Annotated in this window: 18 protein-coding genes; 11 read left to right on the top strand and 7 right to left on the bottom strand. The window is 65.2% G+C overall.

Going from position 1 to position 16,018, the window contains the following annotated elements; all coding sequences use genetic code 11:
* Nucleotides 1–136: 136 nt before the first annotated feature.
* The 8 genes from ACIBG0_RS21565 to ACIBG0_RS21600 all read left to right on the top strand — a co-directional run bounded on the left by ACIBG0_RS21565 (nt 137) and on the right by ACIBG0_RS21600 (nt 7,706).
* Complete coding sequence (locus tag ACIBG0_RS21565; RefSeq protein WP_397034738.1) at nt 137–1,369, top strand: LLM class flavin-dependent oxidoreductase; 1,233 nt, start codon at nt 137–139, stop codon at nt 1,367–1,369.
* Between the two features lies 1 nt (nt 1,370).
* Complete coding sequence (locus ACIBG0_RS21570; protein WP_397034739.1) at nt 1,371–2,156, top strand: glucose 1-dehydrogenase; 786 nt, start codon at nt 1,371–1,373, stop codon at nt 2,154–2,156.
* Between the two features lie 2 nt (nt 2,157–2,158).
* Nucleotides 2,159–3,106 (top strand): alpha/beta hydrolase, encoded by a 948-nt coding sequence (locus ACIBG0_RS21575; protein WP_397034740.1) that lies wholly within the window; start codon nt 2,159–2,161, stop codon nt 3,104–3,106.
* A complete protein-coding gene (locus ACIBG0_RS21580; protein WP_397034741.1) occupies nt 3,103–3,447 on the top strand; it encodes a hypothetical protein in 345 nt (114 codons plus the stop codon). The genes ACIBG0_RS21575 and ACIBG0_RS21580 overlap by 4 nt, the downstream gene beginning before the upstream one ends.
* Before the next feature lie 87 nt (nt 3,448–3,534).
* Nucleotides 3,535–4,047 carry a hypothetical protein gene (locus ACIBG0_RS21585; protein WP_397034742.1) on the top strand — a complete coding sequence of 171 codons (513 nt, stop codon included), beginning with the start codon at nt 3,535–3,537 and terminating at the stop codon, nt 4,045–4,047.
* A gap of 102 nt (nt 4,048–4,149) precedes the next feature.
* Nucleotides 4,150–4,566, top strand: a complete 417-nt coding sequence (locus ACIBG0_RS21590) for a nuclear transport factor 2 family protein (protein ID WP_397034743.1) — start codon at nt 4,150–4,152, stop codon at nt 4,564–4,566.
* Between the two features lie 153 nt (nt 4,567–4,719).
* Nucleotides 4,720–6,714 carry a TRAP transporter permease gene (locus ACIBG0_RS21595; protein WP_397034946.1) on the top strand — a complete coding sequence of 665 codons (1,995 nt, stop codon included), beginning with the start codon at nt 4,720–4,722 and terminating at the stop codon, nt 6,712–6,714.
* Nucleotides 6,711–7,706: a TAXI family TRAP transporter solute-binding subunit gene (locus ACIBG0_RS21600; protein WP_397034744.1), complete on the top strand. Its 996-nt coding sequence runs from the start codon at nt 6,711–6,713 to the stop codon at nt 7,704–7,706. Before ACIBG0_RS21595 ends, ACIBG0_RS21600 begins: the two co-directional genes overlap by 4 nt.
* Nucleotides 7,707–7,823: 117 nt before the next feature.
* Here the strand turns inward: ACIBG0_RS21600 and ACIBG0_RS21605 are convergent, their stop codons facing one another.
* Nucleotides 7,824–8,690, bottom strand: coding sequence for a helix-turn-helix domain-containing protein (locus ACIBG0_RS21605; protein ID WP_397034745.1), 867 nt, complete (start codon nt 8,688–8,690; stop codon nt 7,824–7,826).
* Nucleotides 8,691–8,780: 90 nt separating this feature from the next.
* Between ACIBG0_RS21605 and ACIBG0_RS21610 the strand changes: the two genes are divergently transcribed.
* Nucleotides 8,781–9,575, top strand: a complete 795-nt coding sequence (locus tag ACIBG0_RS21610; RefSeq protein WP_397034746.1) for an SDR family oxidoreductase — start codon at nt 8,781–8,783, stop codon at nt 9,573–9,575.
* Nucleotides 9,572–10,645, top strand: a complete 1,074-nt coding sequence (locus tag ACIBG0_RS21615; protein ID WP_397034747.1) for a diacylglycerol kinase — start codon at nt 9,572–9,574, stop codon at nt 10,643–10,645. Before ACIBG0_RS21610 ends, ACIBG0_RS21615 begins: the two co-directional genes overlap by 4 nt.
* A gap of 87 nt (nt 10,646–10,732) precedes the next feature.
* Here ACIBG0_RS21615 and ACIBG0_RS21620 read toward each other — a convergent pair whose 3' ends face one another.
* Complete coding sequence (locus tag ACIBG0_RS21620) at nt 10,733–11,779, bottom strand: aminotransferase class V-fold PLP-dependent enzyme (protein ID WP_397034748.1); 1,047 nt, start codon at nt 11,777–11,779, stop codon at nt 10,733–10,735.
* A 78-nt stretch (nt 11,780–11,857) separates the two neighbouring features.
* Nucleotides 11,858–12,334, bottom strand: a complete 477-nt coding sequence (locus ACIBG0_RS21625) for a nuclear transport factor 2 family protein (RefSeq protein ID WP_397034749.1) — start codon at nt 12,332–12,334, stop codon at nt 11,858–11,860.
* Between the two features lie 275 nt (nt 12,335–12,609).
* Here ACIBG0_RS21625 and ACIBG0_RS21630 point away from each other — a divergent pair, with 275 nt between their 5' ends.
* Nucleotides 12,610–12,861: a three-helix bundle dimerization domain-containing protein gene (locus ACIBG0_RS21630; RefSeq protein ID WP_397034750.1), complete on the top strand. Its 252-nt coding sequence runs from the start codon at nt 12,610–12,612 to the stop codon at nt 12,859–12,861.
* On the opposite strand, the gene ACIBG0_RS21635 is transcribed toward ACIBG0_RS21630, so the two are convergent.
* The 4 genes from ACIBG0_RS21635 to ACIBG0_RS21650 form a co-directional block, all read right to left on the bottom strand.
* Nucleotides 12,858–13,820, bottom strand: coding sequence for an NAD(P)H-dependent flavin oxidoreductase (locus ACIBG0_RS21635; RefSeq protein WP_397034751.1), 963 nt, complete (start codon nt 13,818–13,820; stop codon nt 12,858–12,860). The genes ACIBG0_RS21630 and ACIBG0_RS21635 overlap by 4 nt on opposite strands.
* 71 nt (nt 13,821–13,891) lie before the next feature.
* A complete protein-coding gene (locus ACIBG0_RS21640; RefSeq protein WP_397034752.1) occupies nt 13,892–14,779 on the bottom strand; it encodes a VOC family protein in 888 nt (295 codons plus the stop codon).
* A 7-nt stretch (nt 14,780–14,786) separates the two neighbouring features.
* The gene (locus ACIBG0_RS21645; RefSeq protein WP_397034753.1) at nt 14,787–15,791 is read right to left on the bottom strand and encodes a 2Fe-2S iron-sulfur cluster-binding protein; all 1,005 of its coding nucleotides are present in this window, start codon (nt 15,789–15,791) and stop codon (nt 14,787–14,789) included.
* Nucleotides 15,788–16,015: a hypothetical protein gene (locus ACIBG0_RS21650; protein ID WP_397034754.1), complete on the bottom strand. Its 228-nt coding sequence runs from the start codon at nt 16,013–16,015 to the stop codon at nt 15,788–15,790. Before ACIBG0_RS21650 ends, ACIBG0_RS21645 begins: the two co-directional genes overlap by 4 nt.
* Nucleotides 16,016–16,018 lie beyond the last annotated feature (3 nt).

Raw genomic sequence — 16,018 nt, forward strand, 5'->3', positions numbered from 1 at the left:
CCGGAATAGTCCCATCCACCGAGACATGCAGCTGACCTCAACAAGAGCATCGGAAATATTTCTACTAGGCATAGTGAAATAGGAAATGGCAGCCGACGAAGTCGGTGGGGTGGGAAGAACAGAGTGGAGGCAATGCATGAAGTTCTCGATGATCTTCGAGGCGCAGATGACCGATCCGTCGGCCGATCACGAACGGCAGGTATTGCGCGACTGTGTCGAGCAGGCGGTGCTGGCCGAGGAGATGGGTTTCGATACCGTCTGGGCGGTCGAACACCATGGCTTGAAGTGGTACGCGCATATGAGTGCCCCGGAGATCTTCCTGACCTGGGTGGCCGCGCGCACCGAGCGGATCAGGATCGGCCACGGCGTGGTGTGTATGCCGTTCAATTTCAATCACCCGGTGCGCGCGGCTGAACGCGCGGCCATGCTCGATGTGCTCTCGAACGGGCGGGTGAATCTCGGCGCGGGCCGCGGGGCCACCCCGCAGGAAACCTCGATGTGCGGTGTCGATCCCGACCGCACCTATCAGGAGGTCGAGGAGTCGCTGCGCATTATCGGTAGGGCCTGGCAGGATCCGGAGGGCGAATTCGAATGGCACGGTGAGCTGCTCGATATCGATCCGCATCCGATGCTGCCGCGTCCGGTGCAGCTGCCGCATCCGCCGCTATTCATGGCGTGCACCAAGAAGGACACGCTGAAGCTGGCCGCCGACTACGGGATCGGCGCGCTGGTACTGGGTTTCGCGGGTGTGGAGGAGATCGCCGAACTGCGCCGCACTTATGACGCGGCCATTGCCGAGCGGACGGGGGAGAAGTTCGTCTCCACGGTCGTCAACGACCACTTCGCCGCGCTGTGCCCGACGATCGTGCTGAACGACCGGGCGAAGGCACAGCAGATCGGCGCGCGTGGGCAGCGGTTCTTCGCGCAGTCCATCAAGCACTGGTACGGCGCGGGCCCGGTGCCGGACGAAGCAATCGATCCGACGGTGGACGAGGTGGCCAGGATTCGCGAAGCCGCCGATGAGCATGTGGCGTATCTGCACGAAGCGAAGATTCCCGTGAAGGCCGGGGCCACTTCGGTTTTCCATGCCGAGCACGCGTACGGCAGCCCGGAGGACGCCATCGCCTATGTCGAGCGGCTGCAGGCGGCCGGCGCCGACGAGATCCTGTGCCTGATCCAGATGGGGACGGTGCCGCAGGAGGCGTGCCTGGAGACCATTCGGCACTGGGGCGAGAAGGTCATTCCGCACTTCCGGGGAGCGGAGCGAGCCGGAGACATCGGGCAGAGCCGGGGAGCGGAGCGAGCCGGAAACCTCGGGCAGAGCCGGGCAGCCGAAGGCGCCGAGACAACTGAATTCGTAGGAGCTTGAGATGATCGATCTCACTGGCAAAGTCGCCCTCATCACCGGTGCCGCACGTGGCCAGGGCGAGCAGGAAGCCCGGTTGTTCGCCGCCGCGGGTGCACGCGTCGTCCTCACTGATGTGCTGGAATCCGAAGGCAAGGCGGTCGCCGAATCCATCGGTGATTCCGCCCGTTTCGCCCCGCACGATGTCAGCAGCGCCACCGACTGGGCCGCCGCCGTCGAGACCGCGGTCGTCGAATTCGGTGGCATCGATGTGCTGGTGAACAATGCGGCGATCTACACTGCCAAACCGCTTGTCGAAACCTCCGCTGCCGAGCTCGAACGCATTCTGCGCATCAACCTGATCGGTTCCTTCCTCGGTATCCAGGCCGTCGTGGATCCGATGCGGGCGACGGGTGGTTCGATCGTGAATATCTCGTCGCAGGCCGGATTACAGGGGCTGATGGGGCATTCCGCCTACGGTGCGTCCAAATGGGCGCTGCGCGGGTTGACGAAGACGGCCGCGCTCGAGTTGGGACCGCTCGGAATCCGGGTGAACTCGGTGCATCCGGGTCCGATCGCGACACCGATGATCGGGCATCTCGGGCTGAGCACCGGGCCGGGTAGCTTTCCCTCGCTACCGCTTGGTCGCGTCGGATTGCCTTCGGAGGTGGCGGATTTGGTGGCATTCCTCGCCTCCGATGCCGCGGCGTTCATCACTGGTGCGGAATTGGCCATCGACGGCGGGTTGTCGGCGGGACAATTCATCCCCCCGGATGCGCTGCCGCCGGTCGGAGCCGTGGGCGAGGGATAGGCATGCCCCTGAAGCCTGAAGCCCAGGTGATCGTCGATCTCGCCTCGGCGGCGTTTCCCGCGCTGGGCACCGAAGTGCTCGATGCCGCTGAGGCGCGTCGGATACTTGCCGCGCGTCCGGCGGCCCAGGTCGATGTGATTGCGGTGGGGCGGGTCGCGGAGCGTTCGGTACCGGGACCTGCTGGGGTGGAGCAGGTTCGGGTCCGTATGTATTGGCCCGCCGAGCCCGGTGCCGACCTGCCGGTGGTTTTGTTCTGCCATGGCGGGGGTTTCGTGATCTGTGATCTGGACAGCCACGATCAGCTGTGTCGCGCGATGAGTAATGGTGTCGGTGCGATCGTGGTTTCGGTCGACTATCGGCAGGCCCCCGAAAATAGATTCCCGGCCGCTGCTGAAGATGCGTTCGCAGTCCTGAAATGGATTGTGGCCCAGGCCGCTTCCTTCGGTGGCGATCCCGCTCGCATCGCGGTGGCCGGTGACAGTTCCGGCGGCAACCTGGCCGCCGTCACGGCATTGATGGCCCGGGATCACGCCGGCCCGGCCATCGCCCATCAATTGCTCATCTACCCGATGCTCGATCCGGCCCGTGACACCGCCTCGTATCGGGAGAATGCTCACGGTTACTTCGTCACCGACGACCATTTGCGCTGGTATTGGGAGCAATATCTCGCCTCGGCCGCCGATGCCGAAAATCCCTACGCCGCACCACCGCATGCGACGGACCTGTCCGGACTCCCGCCCGCCTACATCATCACCGCCGAATTCGATCCACTCCGTGATGAGGGCGAGGCCTACGGGCAGCGGCTGCGCGATGCGGGAGTCGAGGCCGTCACGATCCGTTACAACGGGCAATTCCACGGTTTCTTCAGCATGGCCGATAACCTCTCGGATGCCAAAGACGCCGCCGACCAAGCGTTTTCGGCCATGCGCCGAGCGTTGGAGCAGCCATGACCGTCGAACGTCTCGCCACCCTATTCCCTGCCGACAATCTCACCGCCGCAATAGATCTGCTCACCGCGGTACTCGGCAGGACCGCAACGTTCGTCGATGGTGATCGGTGGGCGCAATTCGATATCGGACCGACCCGGGTCATGCTCGCCGGTGCCGACGAACGCGACATCCCGTCGCTCGCTGTGAAGGTCGGCGACCTCGACGAGACCCTCGCGCGCCTGCGTACCGCTGGGTTTGCGGCCGAGGATCCGGTGATCGGTCCGCACGAACGGCGTACCTCGGTCCGCCCTTCCGTCGAATCGCCATGGGCGATCGTCCTGTACGAGCCCGCTGTCGGATAACGGCCAGTGTGGCTCGGATAACTTCGCGTGTCGTCTTCCATACGCTACCGTATGGGTGTTCCATACGGTAGCGAATGGAGATGGGTCATGGTTCGAAATATCCACCAGCGGGAGTACCCGGTGCCTGCGGATCAGCTCGGCGCGTTGCTTGCCAGGGCGGCGGAACCGGACAGTCCGGTGTGGCCGCCCGGTTGGCCCGCACTGGTCCTCGACCGGCCGCTCGGGGTCGGTGCCGACGGCGGACACGGCGTCATCCGGTATCGGTGTACCGAGTGGGTGCCGGGCCGCCGCATCGAGTTCACCGTCGCGCCCGGATCCTTCCTGGTCGGTACGCACAGCCTCGAGGTGCTGGACGGTCCGTGGCCGGACAGCAGCATCCTGCGCCACGAGATCGACTGCCGCCTGCGCGGTATCGGCTACCTGCTGTGGCCGCTGGCCATCCGCTGGATTCACGACGCGATGATCGAGGCGCTGCTCGACCGAACCGCGGTCTCCCTCGGCCACCCGCCCGTAACCCCGGCCCGCCCATCCCTATGGGTCAATTTCCTGCGGTGGATCATGAAGCGCCGCCCATCGGCACGGACCGCCGCGCCCGCATAGCCGGATAAGGCGGCAGCGTAAGCGGTCACTCGTCGGTTACTGTCGCGGATAACCGGACTAGCCCTCATTTTCGGCGGGAAAGTGGGGCGGCAGGAGGATTTCATGGCGTTGTCGGCGCAGGATCGGTTCGACATCGGTGAGCTGATCGCGCTGCACGGTCATCTGATGGATGCGGGTGAGCTCGATCGGATGGATGAGCTGTTCACCGCGGAAATCGTCTACGACCTCAGCGATTTCGGGGCTGGTGAGCTACGCGGGATTCCGGCGCTGCAGGAGGCCGCGGTCGCGCTGGGCGATGGAAATCCGGTCGGGCATCACATTACGAATGTGATCACCGCCGAGGTGGACGGTGTGGTTCGGGTGCGGTCGAAGGGGATCGGAATCTATGCCGACGGGACCAGCGGCAGCATCGAATACGACGATACGGTCGTGCGTGCGGCAACCGGCTGGCGCATCTCCTATCGCCGAGTGATCGCGCACCGGGCCGCACTGGGTGGGCGGGCGACCAGATCGGTGTAGGGCGACAAACCGACCGCTTCTCTACTTTTCTCGACTACATATTTGTTAGCCGTATGCGGACGATGGTGCGTTGATATCGTCGCGGCCATGTCGGATATGCGGGACGCTCATCTCGGAGCCGAGCCTCCCACCGACCGCCGGGCGCGGCCCGGGATGGACCCGGAGCGGGCACTGCCGGACAAGATCGAGGTCGACGACGAGGAGAAGCCCGCGCGGATATTGCGCGGACGGACCGAGTGGGTGGTGGCGACGGCCGTGTTCGCGGTCGCGTTGCTGGTGCTGTGGCAGGTCTTTCGGCCGCTGGCGCAGGGGAGTCAGTACTATCTCGTGATCTTCCTCGCCGGGACTTTGCCGGTGGTGTTTCTGGCCTACCGGTCCGGGCTGCGATGGTTCGATCGACGGGATGGTCCCGGTCCGCTCGACTGGTTGCTGGCGGTGGTCGCCCTGGTGGTGTGCCTGTATCCGGTGCTGCCGATGGCGATCGGTTCCGGCGGTGGCGGGTACAACGCATTCCTGGACCGGCAGGGTCTCTTCGATTCCGTCGATATCGCCATGGGCACGGTGCTGTTGGTCTTGGTGCTCGAGGCCTGTCGGCGCACCACGGGCTGGGTATTGCCCGCGGTGTGCCTGGTATTTCTCGCTTACGGCTACTACGGCGGGTATCTGCCACAGCACTGGACCATCGCGCACGCCGGACTCGACTTCGGGCAGATCATCGATGCGCTCTACAACTCCGGTAGCGGGTTCTACGGCACGCCATTGGATGTCGCGGCCAGCTACATCGTGCTGTTCACCCTTTATGGCGCGGTACTCGAATTCTCCGGTGCGGCACAGTTCTTCGTCGATCTGTCGGTCGCGGCCTTCCGGCGCTCGCGCGGCGCGGCCGGACGCACCGCCGTGGCATCGGGGTTCCTGCTCGGCACCGTCTCGGGATCGGGCACCGCGACCGCGGTGACGGTCGGCGCGGTCACCTGGCCGATACTGCGGCGCGCCGGATATCCACCTGAACAGGCGGCGGGTGTGCTCGCGGCGGCAGGTGTCGGCGCGATCCTGTCACCGCCGACGTTGGGTGTCGCCGCCTTCATCGTCGCCGAATATCTCGATGTCTCTTATGTGACAGTGCTCGGGTGGGCGATGATCCCAACCCTGCTGTACTACTTGGGAATCCTGCTCGCGGTGGAGATCGATGCGCGCCGGCTCGGTGCCGAGTCCGTCGAGATCAGCACCACCTCGGTGTGGCGGCTGCTTGCCCGATTCGGCTACCACTTCCTGTCTTTGATCGCGATCGTGGTGCTGCTGCTGATCGGCATGAGCGCCGCCCGCGCCGTGGTGTACGCCAGCGCACTGGCTTTCGTGCTCGCCTTCCTCGATGCGCGCATCCGCGCCGAGGCTCGCTCACCGCGACGGATCTTCCAGATGCTCGGCAGCGGTGTGCGTTCGGCGCTGCCGGTGGTCGCCGTGTGCACGTCGGCGGGGGTGATCACCGCGATCGCCACCAAGACGGGACTCGGCGCGCAACTGGCAGCACTGCTGGTGAGTGCGGGAAAGGCGCTATCGGACAATCACACCGTGGTGTTGGCGTGCACCGTGCTGTTGGCCGCGCTCGCACTCGCGCTGCTCGGACTCGCCGTTCCGGTGACCGCATCGTTCATCATCGGCTGGGCGATCATCGGTCCGGCGCTGCTCGCACTCGATGTATCCCCATCCGCCTCGGCGATGTTCGTCTTCTACTACTCGGTGCTATCCGAGGTGACGCCACCGACCGCACTGGCCGCGGTGGGCGCGGCGGCCATCACCGGTGCGCGTGCGTTGCCGACCATGTGGCAGGCATTGAAATACGCGCTGCCCGCCTTCCTGGTGCCGATTGTGTTCGTGCTCAGCGGTCCCGGCGAATATCTGCTCGGACATGGTTCGGTGCTCGGTGTGCTCTGGACGACGATCGTGGCCGGGGTCGGCGTTGCCGCATTGGCCGCCGCGACCGGCGGCTGGATCCTCGGCATAGGTCCGGCCGGACTCCCGGCCCGGCTGCTCGCCGCGATAGCCGGACTGGCACTGCTGTATCTGGAACCCGGCGCGCTCGTCGTCGGTCTTGCCGCGCTGACCGCGGCCGTCGGGCTAACGCTGCTCTCACGAAGGAGGACGACTTGAGAAGAGTTGCCATAGGATTCGCCGTCGCCGTGGTGTCGGCCGGATTGCTGACCGGATGTGGGGGCCGCCGCGACACACCGCAGTCCGACACCGGCGGTGAGGTCACCTGCGAGGTCACTAGCGACACCCGTGTCGGCATCGCGACGGGCAATTCGACCGGGGTGTACTTCGCCCTCGGCAATGCCTACGCCGACCAGATTTCGCAGGCCACCGGCGGCAAGGTGAAGGCGACGGCCGCCGAAACCGGTGCTTCGGTGCAGAATATCCAGCAATTGGTGGCAGGCACCTATCAGGTCGCATTCGCGCTAGCCGATACCGCCGCCGACGCAGTGCTCGGTAATGCCAGCTTCGACGGGAAAAAGCAACCGGTGCAGGCTCTTTCGCGGCTCTACCCGAATTACACCCAGGTGATCGTGCGCACCGACGCCGATATCGAATCGGTCGCGGATCTGCGCGGTAAGCGGGTCTCCACCGGGTCGCCCAAGTCCGGCACCGAGGTGATCGCCCAGCGGATACTGCAGGCGGCGGGGCTGAACCCGGACCACGATATCGAGGCCCAGCGCCTGGATCTCACCAAGACCGTGGACGGTATGAAGGATGGCTCCATCGACGCCATGTTCTTCTCCGGCGGCCTGCCGACCCCCGGTATCACCGATCTGTTGACATCGGCCACGGGCAAGGTGCGTTTCCTCGATATCCCCGAACTCACCGGCAGTATGCACGCGGTGAATTCGGTCTACGAGGAGGGCACGATTCCGGCCACCGTCTACGGGCTGTCCGCCGATGTGAAGACCATTGTCGTGCCGAATCTGCTGCTGGTGCGCGATGATCTGGACGCCGATCTGGCGTGCGTCCTCACCAAGACACTGTTCGATCGCAAACCCCAACTGGAACAGGCCAATTCCGCGGCGAAAGGGATCAGCCGCGACTCCGCGACGATTACCGCACCGGTGCCCTTGCATCGCGGCGCGGCGCACGCCTTGACGAAGTAGTGCCGCATCGAGCCTTGGCGGGTTCCGCCGAACGCAGTCGAATGGTGGTCGCCCACGCCGCATTCGACCGCCAAATCACTACGCTCGGCGAGCCGAGCTATTTGGATGGGAAGTGGCTCAGGAGGCCAATGCTTGCGTTAATGACTGCGCGGTATCGACTGTGGCGGATATGAATTCGTCGCGTTCGGGTTTGGTGGTCGATGCTCGCAGCGGCCCGGATTGGACTTCGTACGCGGCTGTACCTTTCGCATCGAAAACCGGTGCGGCAAGGTAGCTCAGCGGGAGTTCGGCATCGGAGTCGAGTTCGGCCTTGGTGAATGGCCGCGAGGTGAGGAATGCGAGGCGACGCAGGGCCCGCGTGCGCAGGTGTGGTCGCACGAGTTCGGTCCCCATCGCGCCGAGTATGTCGGCGAGGAGTTCGACCGTGCCCGCATCGTCGGTGCGTGGACGGAACAGCGCAACGCCGCGATCACGCACGAGGGTGAGCAGTCCGCTCGCGATGCGGCGGTCGGAGTCGGGTGCGGTGGCAAGCCAGGTGTTCTGCTCGGCCGCCGATCGCCACGGCATCACACTGGCACCGGCCGGAAATTGCATCGGAATGCGATGTCCGACGGGTATGCCGGGGACGACGCGTTCGGGCCCGTGACGCACATCGAGCACGGTGAGGTGGTCGGGTTCGATGCGACTCAATGTCGCGCCGTAGCCGGTCCGGACGGTGAGTTCGGCCAGGATATCGCCGAGTGCGTGCGGAAGGACGGGGCCGTGCAGATTCGCCAGTGTCGGACCGAGCCGGTATCCGCGGCTCGAATCGCGTCGCACCCAGCCCGCCGAATCCAGTTCGGCCAGAATTGCCGTTGCGGTCGCGCGGGCGATATCGAGCCGGTCCGCGATGCCCGCGACGCTGATCGGCTCCGGTGTCGCGGCGAGCAGCGACACGATATCGATGACGCGGCGAGTCGGCGGGGACGGGGACCGGTCGGACATGTGCAACCCCTTGTGCGGTTCAACAGGACAGCTCTACTATGACGAATATTACGACAACTTGCCGTCGAATACTCGACAGTTGGAGCGCGCATGATCCTGGACAGATTCCGAATCGACGGACAGGTCGCCGTTGTCACCGGCGCGGGGCGCGGCCTCGGTGCGGCGATCGCGGTGGCCTTCGCGGAGGCCGGTGCGGATGTCGTCATCGCATCCCGCACCAAGAGTCAGCTGGACGAGGTCGCCGAACAGGTGACGGCGGTGGGCCGCCAGGCCCACGTGGTGCCCGCGGATCTCAGCGATATCGAGGCGACCGCCGGACTGGCCGCCGCGGCCGTCGAACGGTTCGGTCGGCTCGACATCGTGGTGAACAATGTCGGCGGTGCGCTGCCGTGCCCGCTGCTCGATACCACCCCGGATGCGCTGGTGGAGGCATTCAATTTCAACGTCACCAACGCGCACGCGCTGGTCCGCTCGGCGGTGCCGAAGATCCTCGAAACAGCCGGTGGTGGTTCGATTCTCAATATCACCTCGACCATGGGCCGCCTGCCCGGCCGCGCTTTCCTCTCCTACGGAACGGCGAAAGCGGCACTAGCGCACTACACCCGGTTGGCGGCGATGGATCTGAATCCGCACGTTCGGGTCAATGCCATTGCGCCCGGCTCGATTCTGACTTCGGCGTTGGAGATCGTCGCGGGCAATGATGCGATGCGCATGGAGTTGGAGGCCAAGACGCCGCTGCACCGCATCGGTGAGCCCGAGGATATCGCCGCGGCGGCGCTGTATTTGGTGTCGCCCGCCGGAAAGTACGTCACGGGCAAGGTGCTCGAACCCGACGGCGGCCTGATCGCACCGAATCTCGATCTCCCACTTCCGGATCTGTCATGAGCTACCGCGTAGTCCAATGGGGCACCGGAAATGTCGGCGCCCATGCGCTGGCGGGTGTCATCGCGAATCCGGATCTCGAGCTGGTCGGAGTGTGGGTGTCGGGTCCGAAAAAGGACGGGCTCGATGCGGGAACCATTGCCGGACTCGAGCATCCGGTCGGGGTGAGCGCGACAACCGATACCGAGGCGATCCTGGCCGCGAAACCCGACTGTGTCGTCTACTGCTCGATGACCGACAATCGCCTGTTGGAGGCGGTCGAGGACCTGCGCAGGTTGCTGAGCGCGGGCATCAATGTGGTGGCGTGTGCGCCGGTGTTCTTCCAGTATCCATACGGCGTGCTGCCCGACGAACTGCTGAAGCCGATCCAAGAGGCTGCGGTGCAAGGGAATTCGTCGCTGTGGGTCAATGGCATCGATCCCGGGTTCGCCAATGATCTGCTGCCGCTCGCGCTCGCGGGCACCTGTCTGCGCATCGACCAACTGCGGTGTCTGGAGATCGTCGACTACGCCAGCTACGACAACCGTGAGGTCATGTTCGACATCATGGGCTTCGGCAAACCGCTGGACGAAATCCCGATGTTGTTGCAGCCCGGGGTATTATCGCTCGCCTGGGGCGGCACCGTGCGCCAGCTGGCGGCGGGTATCGGTATCACCCTCGATGCCGTCACTGAGACCTATGAGCGCATCCCCGCGCCCGAATCCTTCGATATCGCCACCGGCCATATCACCGAAGGTAGCGCTGCCGCTCTGCGTTTCGAGGTGCGCGGCATGGTCGGCGACGAGCCCGTGACGGTTCTCGAGCACGTCACGCGGCTACGCCCGGATCTGTGCCCCGACTGGCCGCAACCCGCCCACCATGAGGGCTCTTACCGCGTCGAGATCACCGGCGAGCCGAGTTACGCGATGGACCTGGTCACCTCGAGTCGCAATGGTGACCACAACCACGCCACCCTCCTGGCGACTGCCATGCGCATCGTCAACGCGGTCCCGGCTGTGGTGCAGGCGCCAGCGGGTATCCTCACCGCCCTCGATCTCCCACTCATCACCGCGCCGGCTACTCGCCCGACGTAGTCGTCCGGGGATTCGCACACGCGGTGGGCACCCACGACGGATGTGAATCCCCATAAGGGCGTTACTGGACTCGGGCTCTCAGGCGTGTCACCGGGCAAGGGCGGTCAAGGCGCGGTCCACGTCGGCGGCGCTGTTGTACAGGTGGAACGAGAAGCGCAGGCCGCCGCCCCGGGCGGAGGTGAGCACGCCTGCCTCTTCCAGACGCGGTGCCGCATCGCCCGCACCCGACACGGCGACAATCGCCGAATCGGCAGGTACGGACTGAAAACCCAGCTCCACCAATCCCTTTCGGAATCGAGTTGCGAGCTCGCGATTGTGCGCGCCGATCTTGTCGACGGTCAGCTCTTCGATCAACGACAGCGCGGACAGCGCGGCAATGACGCCGAGCCAGTCCGGTGTCGAATCGAAACGCCGAGCGGTGGTCGGCAGCGCGACCGGTTCGTACAGCTCGGCCCAGCGGTCGGCGGCCGCGTACCAACCGGGGCTGATCGGGCGCAGCCGCGCGGCCGCTTCCGGCGGTGCGGCGAAGAAGGCCACGCTGCGTGCGCCGATCAGCCACTTGAATGTCGCGCACACCCAGTAGTCGGCATCGACGAAACGCAGCGGCACCCACCCGGCGGCCTGGGTGGCATCGGCGAGCAGCCGGGCATCATGCGCCAGCGTCGCCGCGCGCAGTGTCGGCAGATCAACGGTCCGGCCGTCCTTCGACTGGACAACGCTGACCGCGACCAACGCGGTTTCGGGCCGGACCTCGTCGGCGATACGCTCCAACGGCACGAACCGGACATTCAGATCGCCACGGTGCACGAAAGGCATGGAGACAGAGGAGAATTCGCCTTCGGCGAGCAATACCTGCGCCCCCGGCGGCAGTGCGGCGACTACCGGCGCGATCAATCCGGCCACGGTACCGCCCAGCGCGATATCGTCGGCCGAAGCGCCCGCGAGCAGTCGCGCGAATCCGGCGCGCAATTCGGGTACCAGATAGTCCCGCGTCGTCGGGGCGGCACGGCCCGCCGCCCATAGTGCGTTGAACTCCTGCAATGCCGCCAATGTTCGCGCGGCGGGCAACCCATGGGAAGCGGTGTTCAGATAGGCGGTTTCGGGCGTGAATTCAGCGGGCGCGAGCGAGGACATGCTCCCACCATCCGCCGCCGATGCGGCTCCGGTCGAGTGCCACCCGCCAGATAGTGGCCTCAAATCCGGCGCGCTGTCCTATTTGGGTGTCGCCCACATGTTGGTCAGCAACTGGTAGCTGGGAGTGTCGGCGAGGGCCTGCATCGATTCGTAGATGCGTTGGTAGCTGGTCGAGGAGATGCGCCAGTGGCCGTCCGGGTCGAGTCGGTAGGTGTCGGAGTAGTAACCCGCGCCGCGGATGAGGATGCCGTATTCGGTGGCGATCACGGTGTCCTCGAAAGCCCATGAGCCCGTTGCGGTATCGCCGTTCACGGTGATCTCCGGATGGTTCGCGATATGGGTTGTGACTACGGACGGCCCGAGGTTCTCGCGCATGAAGGCGGTGATGGCGTCGCGGCCGTCGAGGGTCAGCGGTTCACCGAGGGCGTGGGTGCCATACCGACCGGCGACGTCGACGGCGAGGGTATCCCCGAAGTCGTCCCATTGTTTGAGATCGAGGGTCCGGAAGTAGCGGTACTTGAGCTGACGGACGGCTTCGATGGCGGCGAGATCCATCCGTTCAGCTTGGCATTTGCCGGGCCCACAGACAAGAACCTGTTCTACTTTGCTCGGATTCGGCGGCATGGTTCGCCAGTGCGTCCTGTATGGGTATCCGGTTGGCAGGCGCCTCGATATCCATCGCGATCGCATCCGGGGTCGCAGCGACGAAGTCTGACGGTAGTCCTGGGTGCGTCCATGTGTGTTCGCCGCTGCGCCATCGGGTACTCGATCGAGTGGCGACGGTTTTCGACCGCGTCCTTGCACCGGAAGTTCCCGACCAGGAGTCCGCAATGACCGAAGGTCCAGTTACGCACCCGCCCCTGCACCAACCATCCCTCGATCAACAGTTCGCGCTGAAGGCCGCCGCGCGCCGCCTGGAACGCGAATTCGAAAGCACCCGCGACGAAGCCATCGAAGGATGGCTGTACTCCGCATACGACTACCTCGCGGACCATGCCACCATCGACAACTTCCTACCGCTACTCGCCGAGCGCTACACCCGTGAACTGCTGCGCGCCTCGGCCGAGCAAAACGCCGACTAGTCGCACCGCGCCGCAGCTCGGCGCAATACCTGTTCGGCGTCGGTGCTGATGCGACGCACCAGGTCGGCGGCGGATTCGAGACTGTCGATGAGGTCGATATTCTCCCCCGCCCAGATCGGGGCACAGTCGAGGTCACCCTGCTCGGCCGCCTCCCGATAGCGTTGCCGGGCAACGGGATCGGCCGCGAGTTCGGACTCACGTCCGGCCCATTCGTCGAGGAAGCGGTTGCGCAGCGTGCGTGCGGTGTACTCGGCGGGCCACGGGGATTCGCGGGCGATATCGATAATGCGATTGCGTTCGGTATCGCCGCCCCGTGCGGCGATGATCGCCTTGGCCTCCTCGGCCGAGAGCAACGATTCGTGCGTCGCCTCGAAGCGAGTGCCGATCAGCGCGCCCGCCGCACCGAGCACGAGGGCGGCCGCGAGTCCGCGCCCGTCGGCTATCCCACCCGCGGCCAGCACCGGCTTGCCCGCCGCCATATCGACGACCGCGGGTACGAAGGGCAGAGTCGCGCGCGCACCGCCGTGCCCGCCCGCCTCCGCACCCTGGGCGATCAGCACGTCGGCCCCGGCCGCCAACGCGCGTGCCGCCTCGTCCGTCGTGGTGACCTGGACCAGCAGCGGAATCCCCGATTCCCGGACCACGGCGGCAAACGGGGTGGGATCGCCGAAGGACAGCAGGATCGCATGCGGTCGGCGCGCCACCGTCCTTCGTACGGTATCGAGATCGATGGCCCAGCTCAACAGACCAATGCCCCAGGGCTTTTCGGTGCGAGCGGTGAGCAACGCACATTCTTGATCGAGTAGCTTCTCGTCACCGCCTCCGCCACCGATCAGACCGAGTCCACCGGCCTCGGAGACCGCCGCGGCCAGTTCACCGCCCGCGACGCCACCCATCGGTGCGAGGACTATCGGATGCTCGATGTCGAACAGGTCGGTGAACTCGGTGCGCAGTGCCATCGAAAACCCCTTCCGTCGCTATCGACGATAGTCAAGGGGTATCGGACCGCTGCTCGCCACCCGTGATCTTGTCAGCTTCGGTCCCAGTCGTGCCCCCAATAGCTATCGGCGGTCATTTCCTCCGCGGTATAGGTGTTCTCATCGACCAGCACACCCTCGGTGCCGAATTCGAGATCCCAGCCGCCGGGTGTGCGGACATAGAAGGAGATCATTTTGTCGTTGGTGTGGCGGCCAAGCGTCGAGGACAGGTGATATCCGGCCTTGTTCACCCGGTCGAGCGCGCGGCCGACGTCGTCGAGACTGTCGACTTCGACCATGACGTGCACCAGGCCCGAACCCTCCTTACCGCCGGAAGGGATCAGCGCCAGGCTGTGGTGGCGCTGATTCACGCCGAGGAAGCGGATGCGCACCGGACCGTATTCGGGCGGTGCGGGGAGCCGGAACGCGCCGCGCGGCAGGAATCCGAGTACATCGGCATAGAAACCGAAGGCGCCGTCGAGATCGGGGACCGGCAGCACCGCGTGGCCGAGGCCGAGTCCCGCAGTGACGAAACGGTTTCCGTACTTGCCGACCACCGGGCTGTGGTCCAGGACCGGTCCATGGAAGATTTCGACGGTGGTACCCGCGGGGTCGCCGAAGGTGATCGCCTCTTCTATGCTGCGGGCATCGGCCTGCGCCACGGTGAGTGCGGTGACCTCTATTCCGGCTTTCTCCACGGCTTCGCGTGCCGCGGCGAGTGCGCGATGGTCGCGGACCTCCCAGCCGATGGCGAGCACCCGATCCGTCTCGCCGGGCACCAGGACCAACCGTGCGACGTGCTCATCCATGCGCAGATAGATGGCGTCCGGATCCGGACCGATGCCCTCGGCGAATCCGATCACATCGAAGGCGAAGGTGCGCCAGGCGTCCGGGTCGCTGACCGCCACCCGCACATAACCGAGCGAGCTGATGATTGTCATATTCTCCTCATTCATAGGTGACCCGGACCGCATCGGTGACCGGCACCGCCTGGCATGCCAGCACATAGCCGTCGGCCAAGTCTTCACATTCCAGAACTTCGTTGCGCAGCAACTTCACCTCGCCCTCGAGGACACGACAGACGCAGGCGCTGCAGGCTCCTTCGCGGCACGAATACGGAGCTTCCATCCCGCGCGCGAGTAGTACGTCGAGTAACACGGTATTGCGCGGCCATGCGAATTCGCTTGTCGTGCCGTCGAGCTCGACCTCGACCCTGGCGGCGTCGTCGGTGTCTTCGATCTGGGTTTCGGCGAAGGGGTCACCGGAGATCGACACGAATTTCTCGACGTGCACCCGGTCCATGCCCAGGTTGTCGGCGGCTGTGACGACAGCGTCCATGAAAGGTGTTGGACCGCAGACGAATAGCTCGCGATCTGTCCAGGGTGTGATCAAGGTGGTCAGTGTCGGCGCCGACGGCAAGCCTTGAACAGCCTCCAACCAATGCAGCACAACGAGCCGGTTCGGGTGCTCGGCGGTCAATGACCTCAGTTCATCGGCGAAGATCACCGAATCCTCGTCGCGATTGGCGTAGATCAGCGTGCACCGTCCAGCGCCCTGCGCGAGTACCGATTTCAGGATGGACAGCATCGGTGTTATCCCACTGCCCGCGGCGAGCAGTAGCAGATCGGTGTCGAGCGAATGAGGTGTGAAAACGCCCGCTGGGGGCAAGCTGTCGATCATCATGCCGGGGACAGCATTGTCGCACAACCAGTTCGAAGCATATCCGCCCGCCGTCCGCTTGACGGTGACCTCGAGTCGGCCCTCATGCGGCGCACTGGACAGTGAGTACGAGCGCGCCACCGAACCCGTTTGCTCGCTGGGTACTCGCAGTGTCAGAAATTGGCCGGGACGGTAGGGGAGTGATCGCTCCGGTTCGGCGACCAACTCCAGCGAGACCGCATCACGGGTTTCGGCGGTTACCCGAACAATTCGAAGCGTTACCGCCGCGCTCACAGCAGGTCCCCATCGCGGGTGGTCAATCCGACTTCGCCTGCGGTGACCGCATTTTCGATGCTGTCGCGCAATGCCGCGCACCCGCGCACGGGACCGCCGCCCGTCTGCGCGAACTCGGCACACCCCACGCGAGCGGCGGAACTCCACTGCACACTGGTGTGCGCAGGGCTGAATTTGACCACCGACACCTGATTTCGACAGATTCGGCACGTGATGTGATCCATCAC

Source organism: Nocardia sp. NPDC050630 (assembly GCF_044457245.1).
Lineage (GTDB): Bacteria > Actinomycetota > Actinomycetes > Mycobacteriales > Mycobacteriaceae > Nocardia.

Bases quoted from the DNA above. Each gene is read 5' to 3' on its own strand.
- ACIBG0_RS21620 (WP_397034748.1), bottom strand. From the start codon at position 11,779: ATGTCCTCGCTCGCGCCCGCTGAATTCACGCCCGAAACCGCCTATCTG.
- ACIBG0_RS21625 (WP_397034749.1), bottom strand. From the start codon at position 12,334: ATGGATCTCGCCGCCATCGAAGCCGTCCGTCAGCTCAAGTACCGCTAC.
- ACIBG0_RS21565 (WP_397034738.1), top strand. From the start codon at position 137: ATGAAGTTCTCGATGATCTTCGAGGCGCAGATGACCGATCCGTCGGCC.
- ACIBG0_RS21615 (WP_397034747.1), top strand. From the start codon at position 9,572: ATGAGCTACCGCGTAGTCCAATGGGGCACCGGAAATGTCGGCGCCCAT.
- ACIBG0_RS21585 (WP_397034742.1), top strand. From the start codon at position 3,535: ATGGTTCGAAATATCCACCAGCGGGAGTACCCGGTGCCTGCGGATCAG.
- ACIBG0_RS21605 (WP_397034745.1), bottom strand. From the start codon at position 8,690: ATGTCCGACCGGTCCCCGTCCCCGCCGACTCGCCGCGTCATCGATATC.
- ACIBG0_RS21590 (WP_397034743.1), top strand. From the start codon at position 4,150: ATGGCGTTGTCGGCGCAGGATCGGTTCGACATCGGTGAGCTGATCGCG.
- ACIBG0_RS21580 (WP_397034741.1), top strand. From the start codon at position 3,103: ATGACCGTCGAACGTCTCGCCACCCTATTCCCTGCCGACAATCTCACC.
- ACIBG0_RS21630 (WP_397034750.1), top strand. From the start codon at position 12,610: ATGACCGAAGGTCCAGTTACGCACCCGCCCCTGCACCAACCATCCCTC.
- ACIBG0_RS21635 (WP_397034751.1), bottom strand. From the start codon at position 13,820: ATGGCACTGCGCACCGAGTTCACCGACCTGTTCGACATCGAGCATCCG.
- ACIBG0_RS21640 (WP_397034752.1), bottom strand. From the start codon at position 14,779: ATGACAATCATCAGCTCGCTCGGTTATGTGCGGGTGGCGGTCAGCGAC.
- ACIBG0_RS21595 (WP_397034946.1), top strand. From the start codon at position 4,720: ATGGACCCGGAGCGGGCACTGCCGGACAAGATCGAGGTCGACGACGAG.
- ACIBG0_RS21570 (WP_397034739.1), top strand. From the start codon at position 1,371: ATGATCGATCTCACTGGCAAAGTCGCCCTCATCACCGGTGCCGCACGT.
- ACIBG0_RS21650 (WP_397034754.1), bottom strand. From the start codon at position 16,015: ATGGATCACATCACGTGCCGAATCTGTCGAAATCAGGTGTCGGTGGTC.
- ACIBG0_RS21610 (WP_397034746.1), top strand. From the start codon at position 8,781: ATGATCCTGGACAGATTCCGAATCGACGGACAGGTCGCCGTTGTCACC.
- ACIBG0_RS21575 (WP_397034740.1), top strand. From the start codon at position 2,159: ATGCCCCTGAAGCCTGAAGCCCAGGTGATCGTCGATCTCGCCTCGGCG.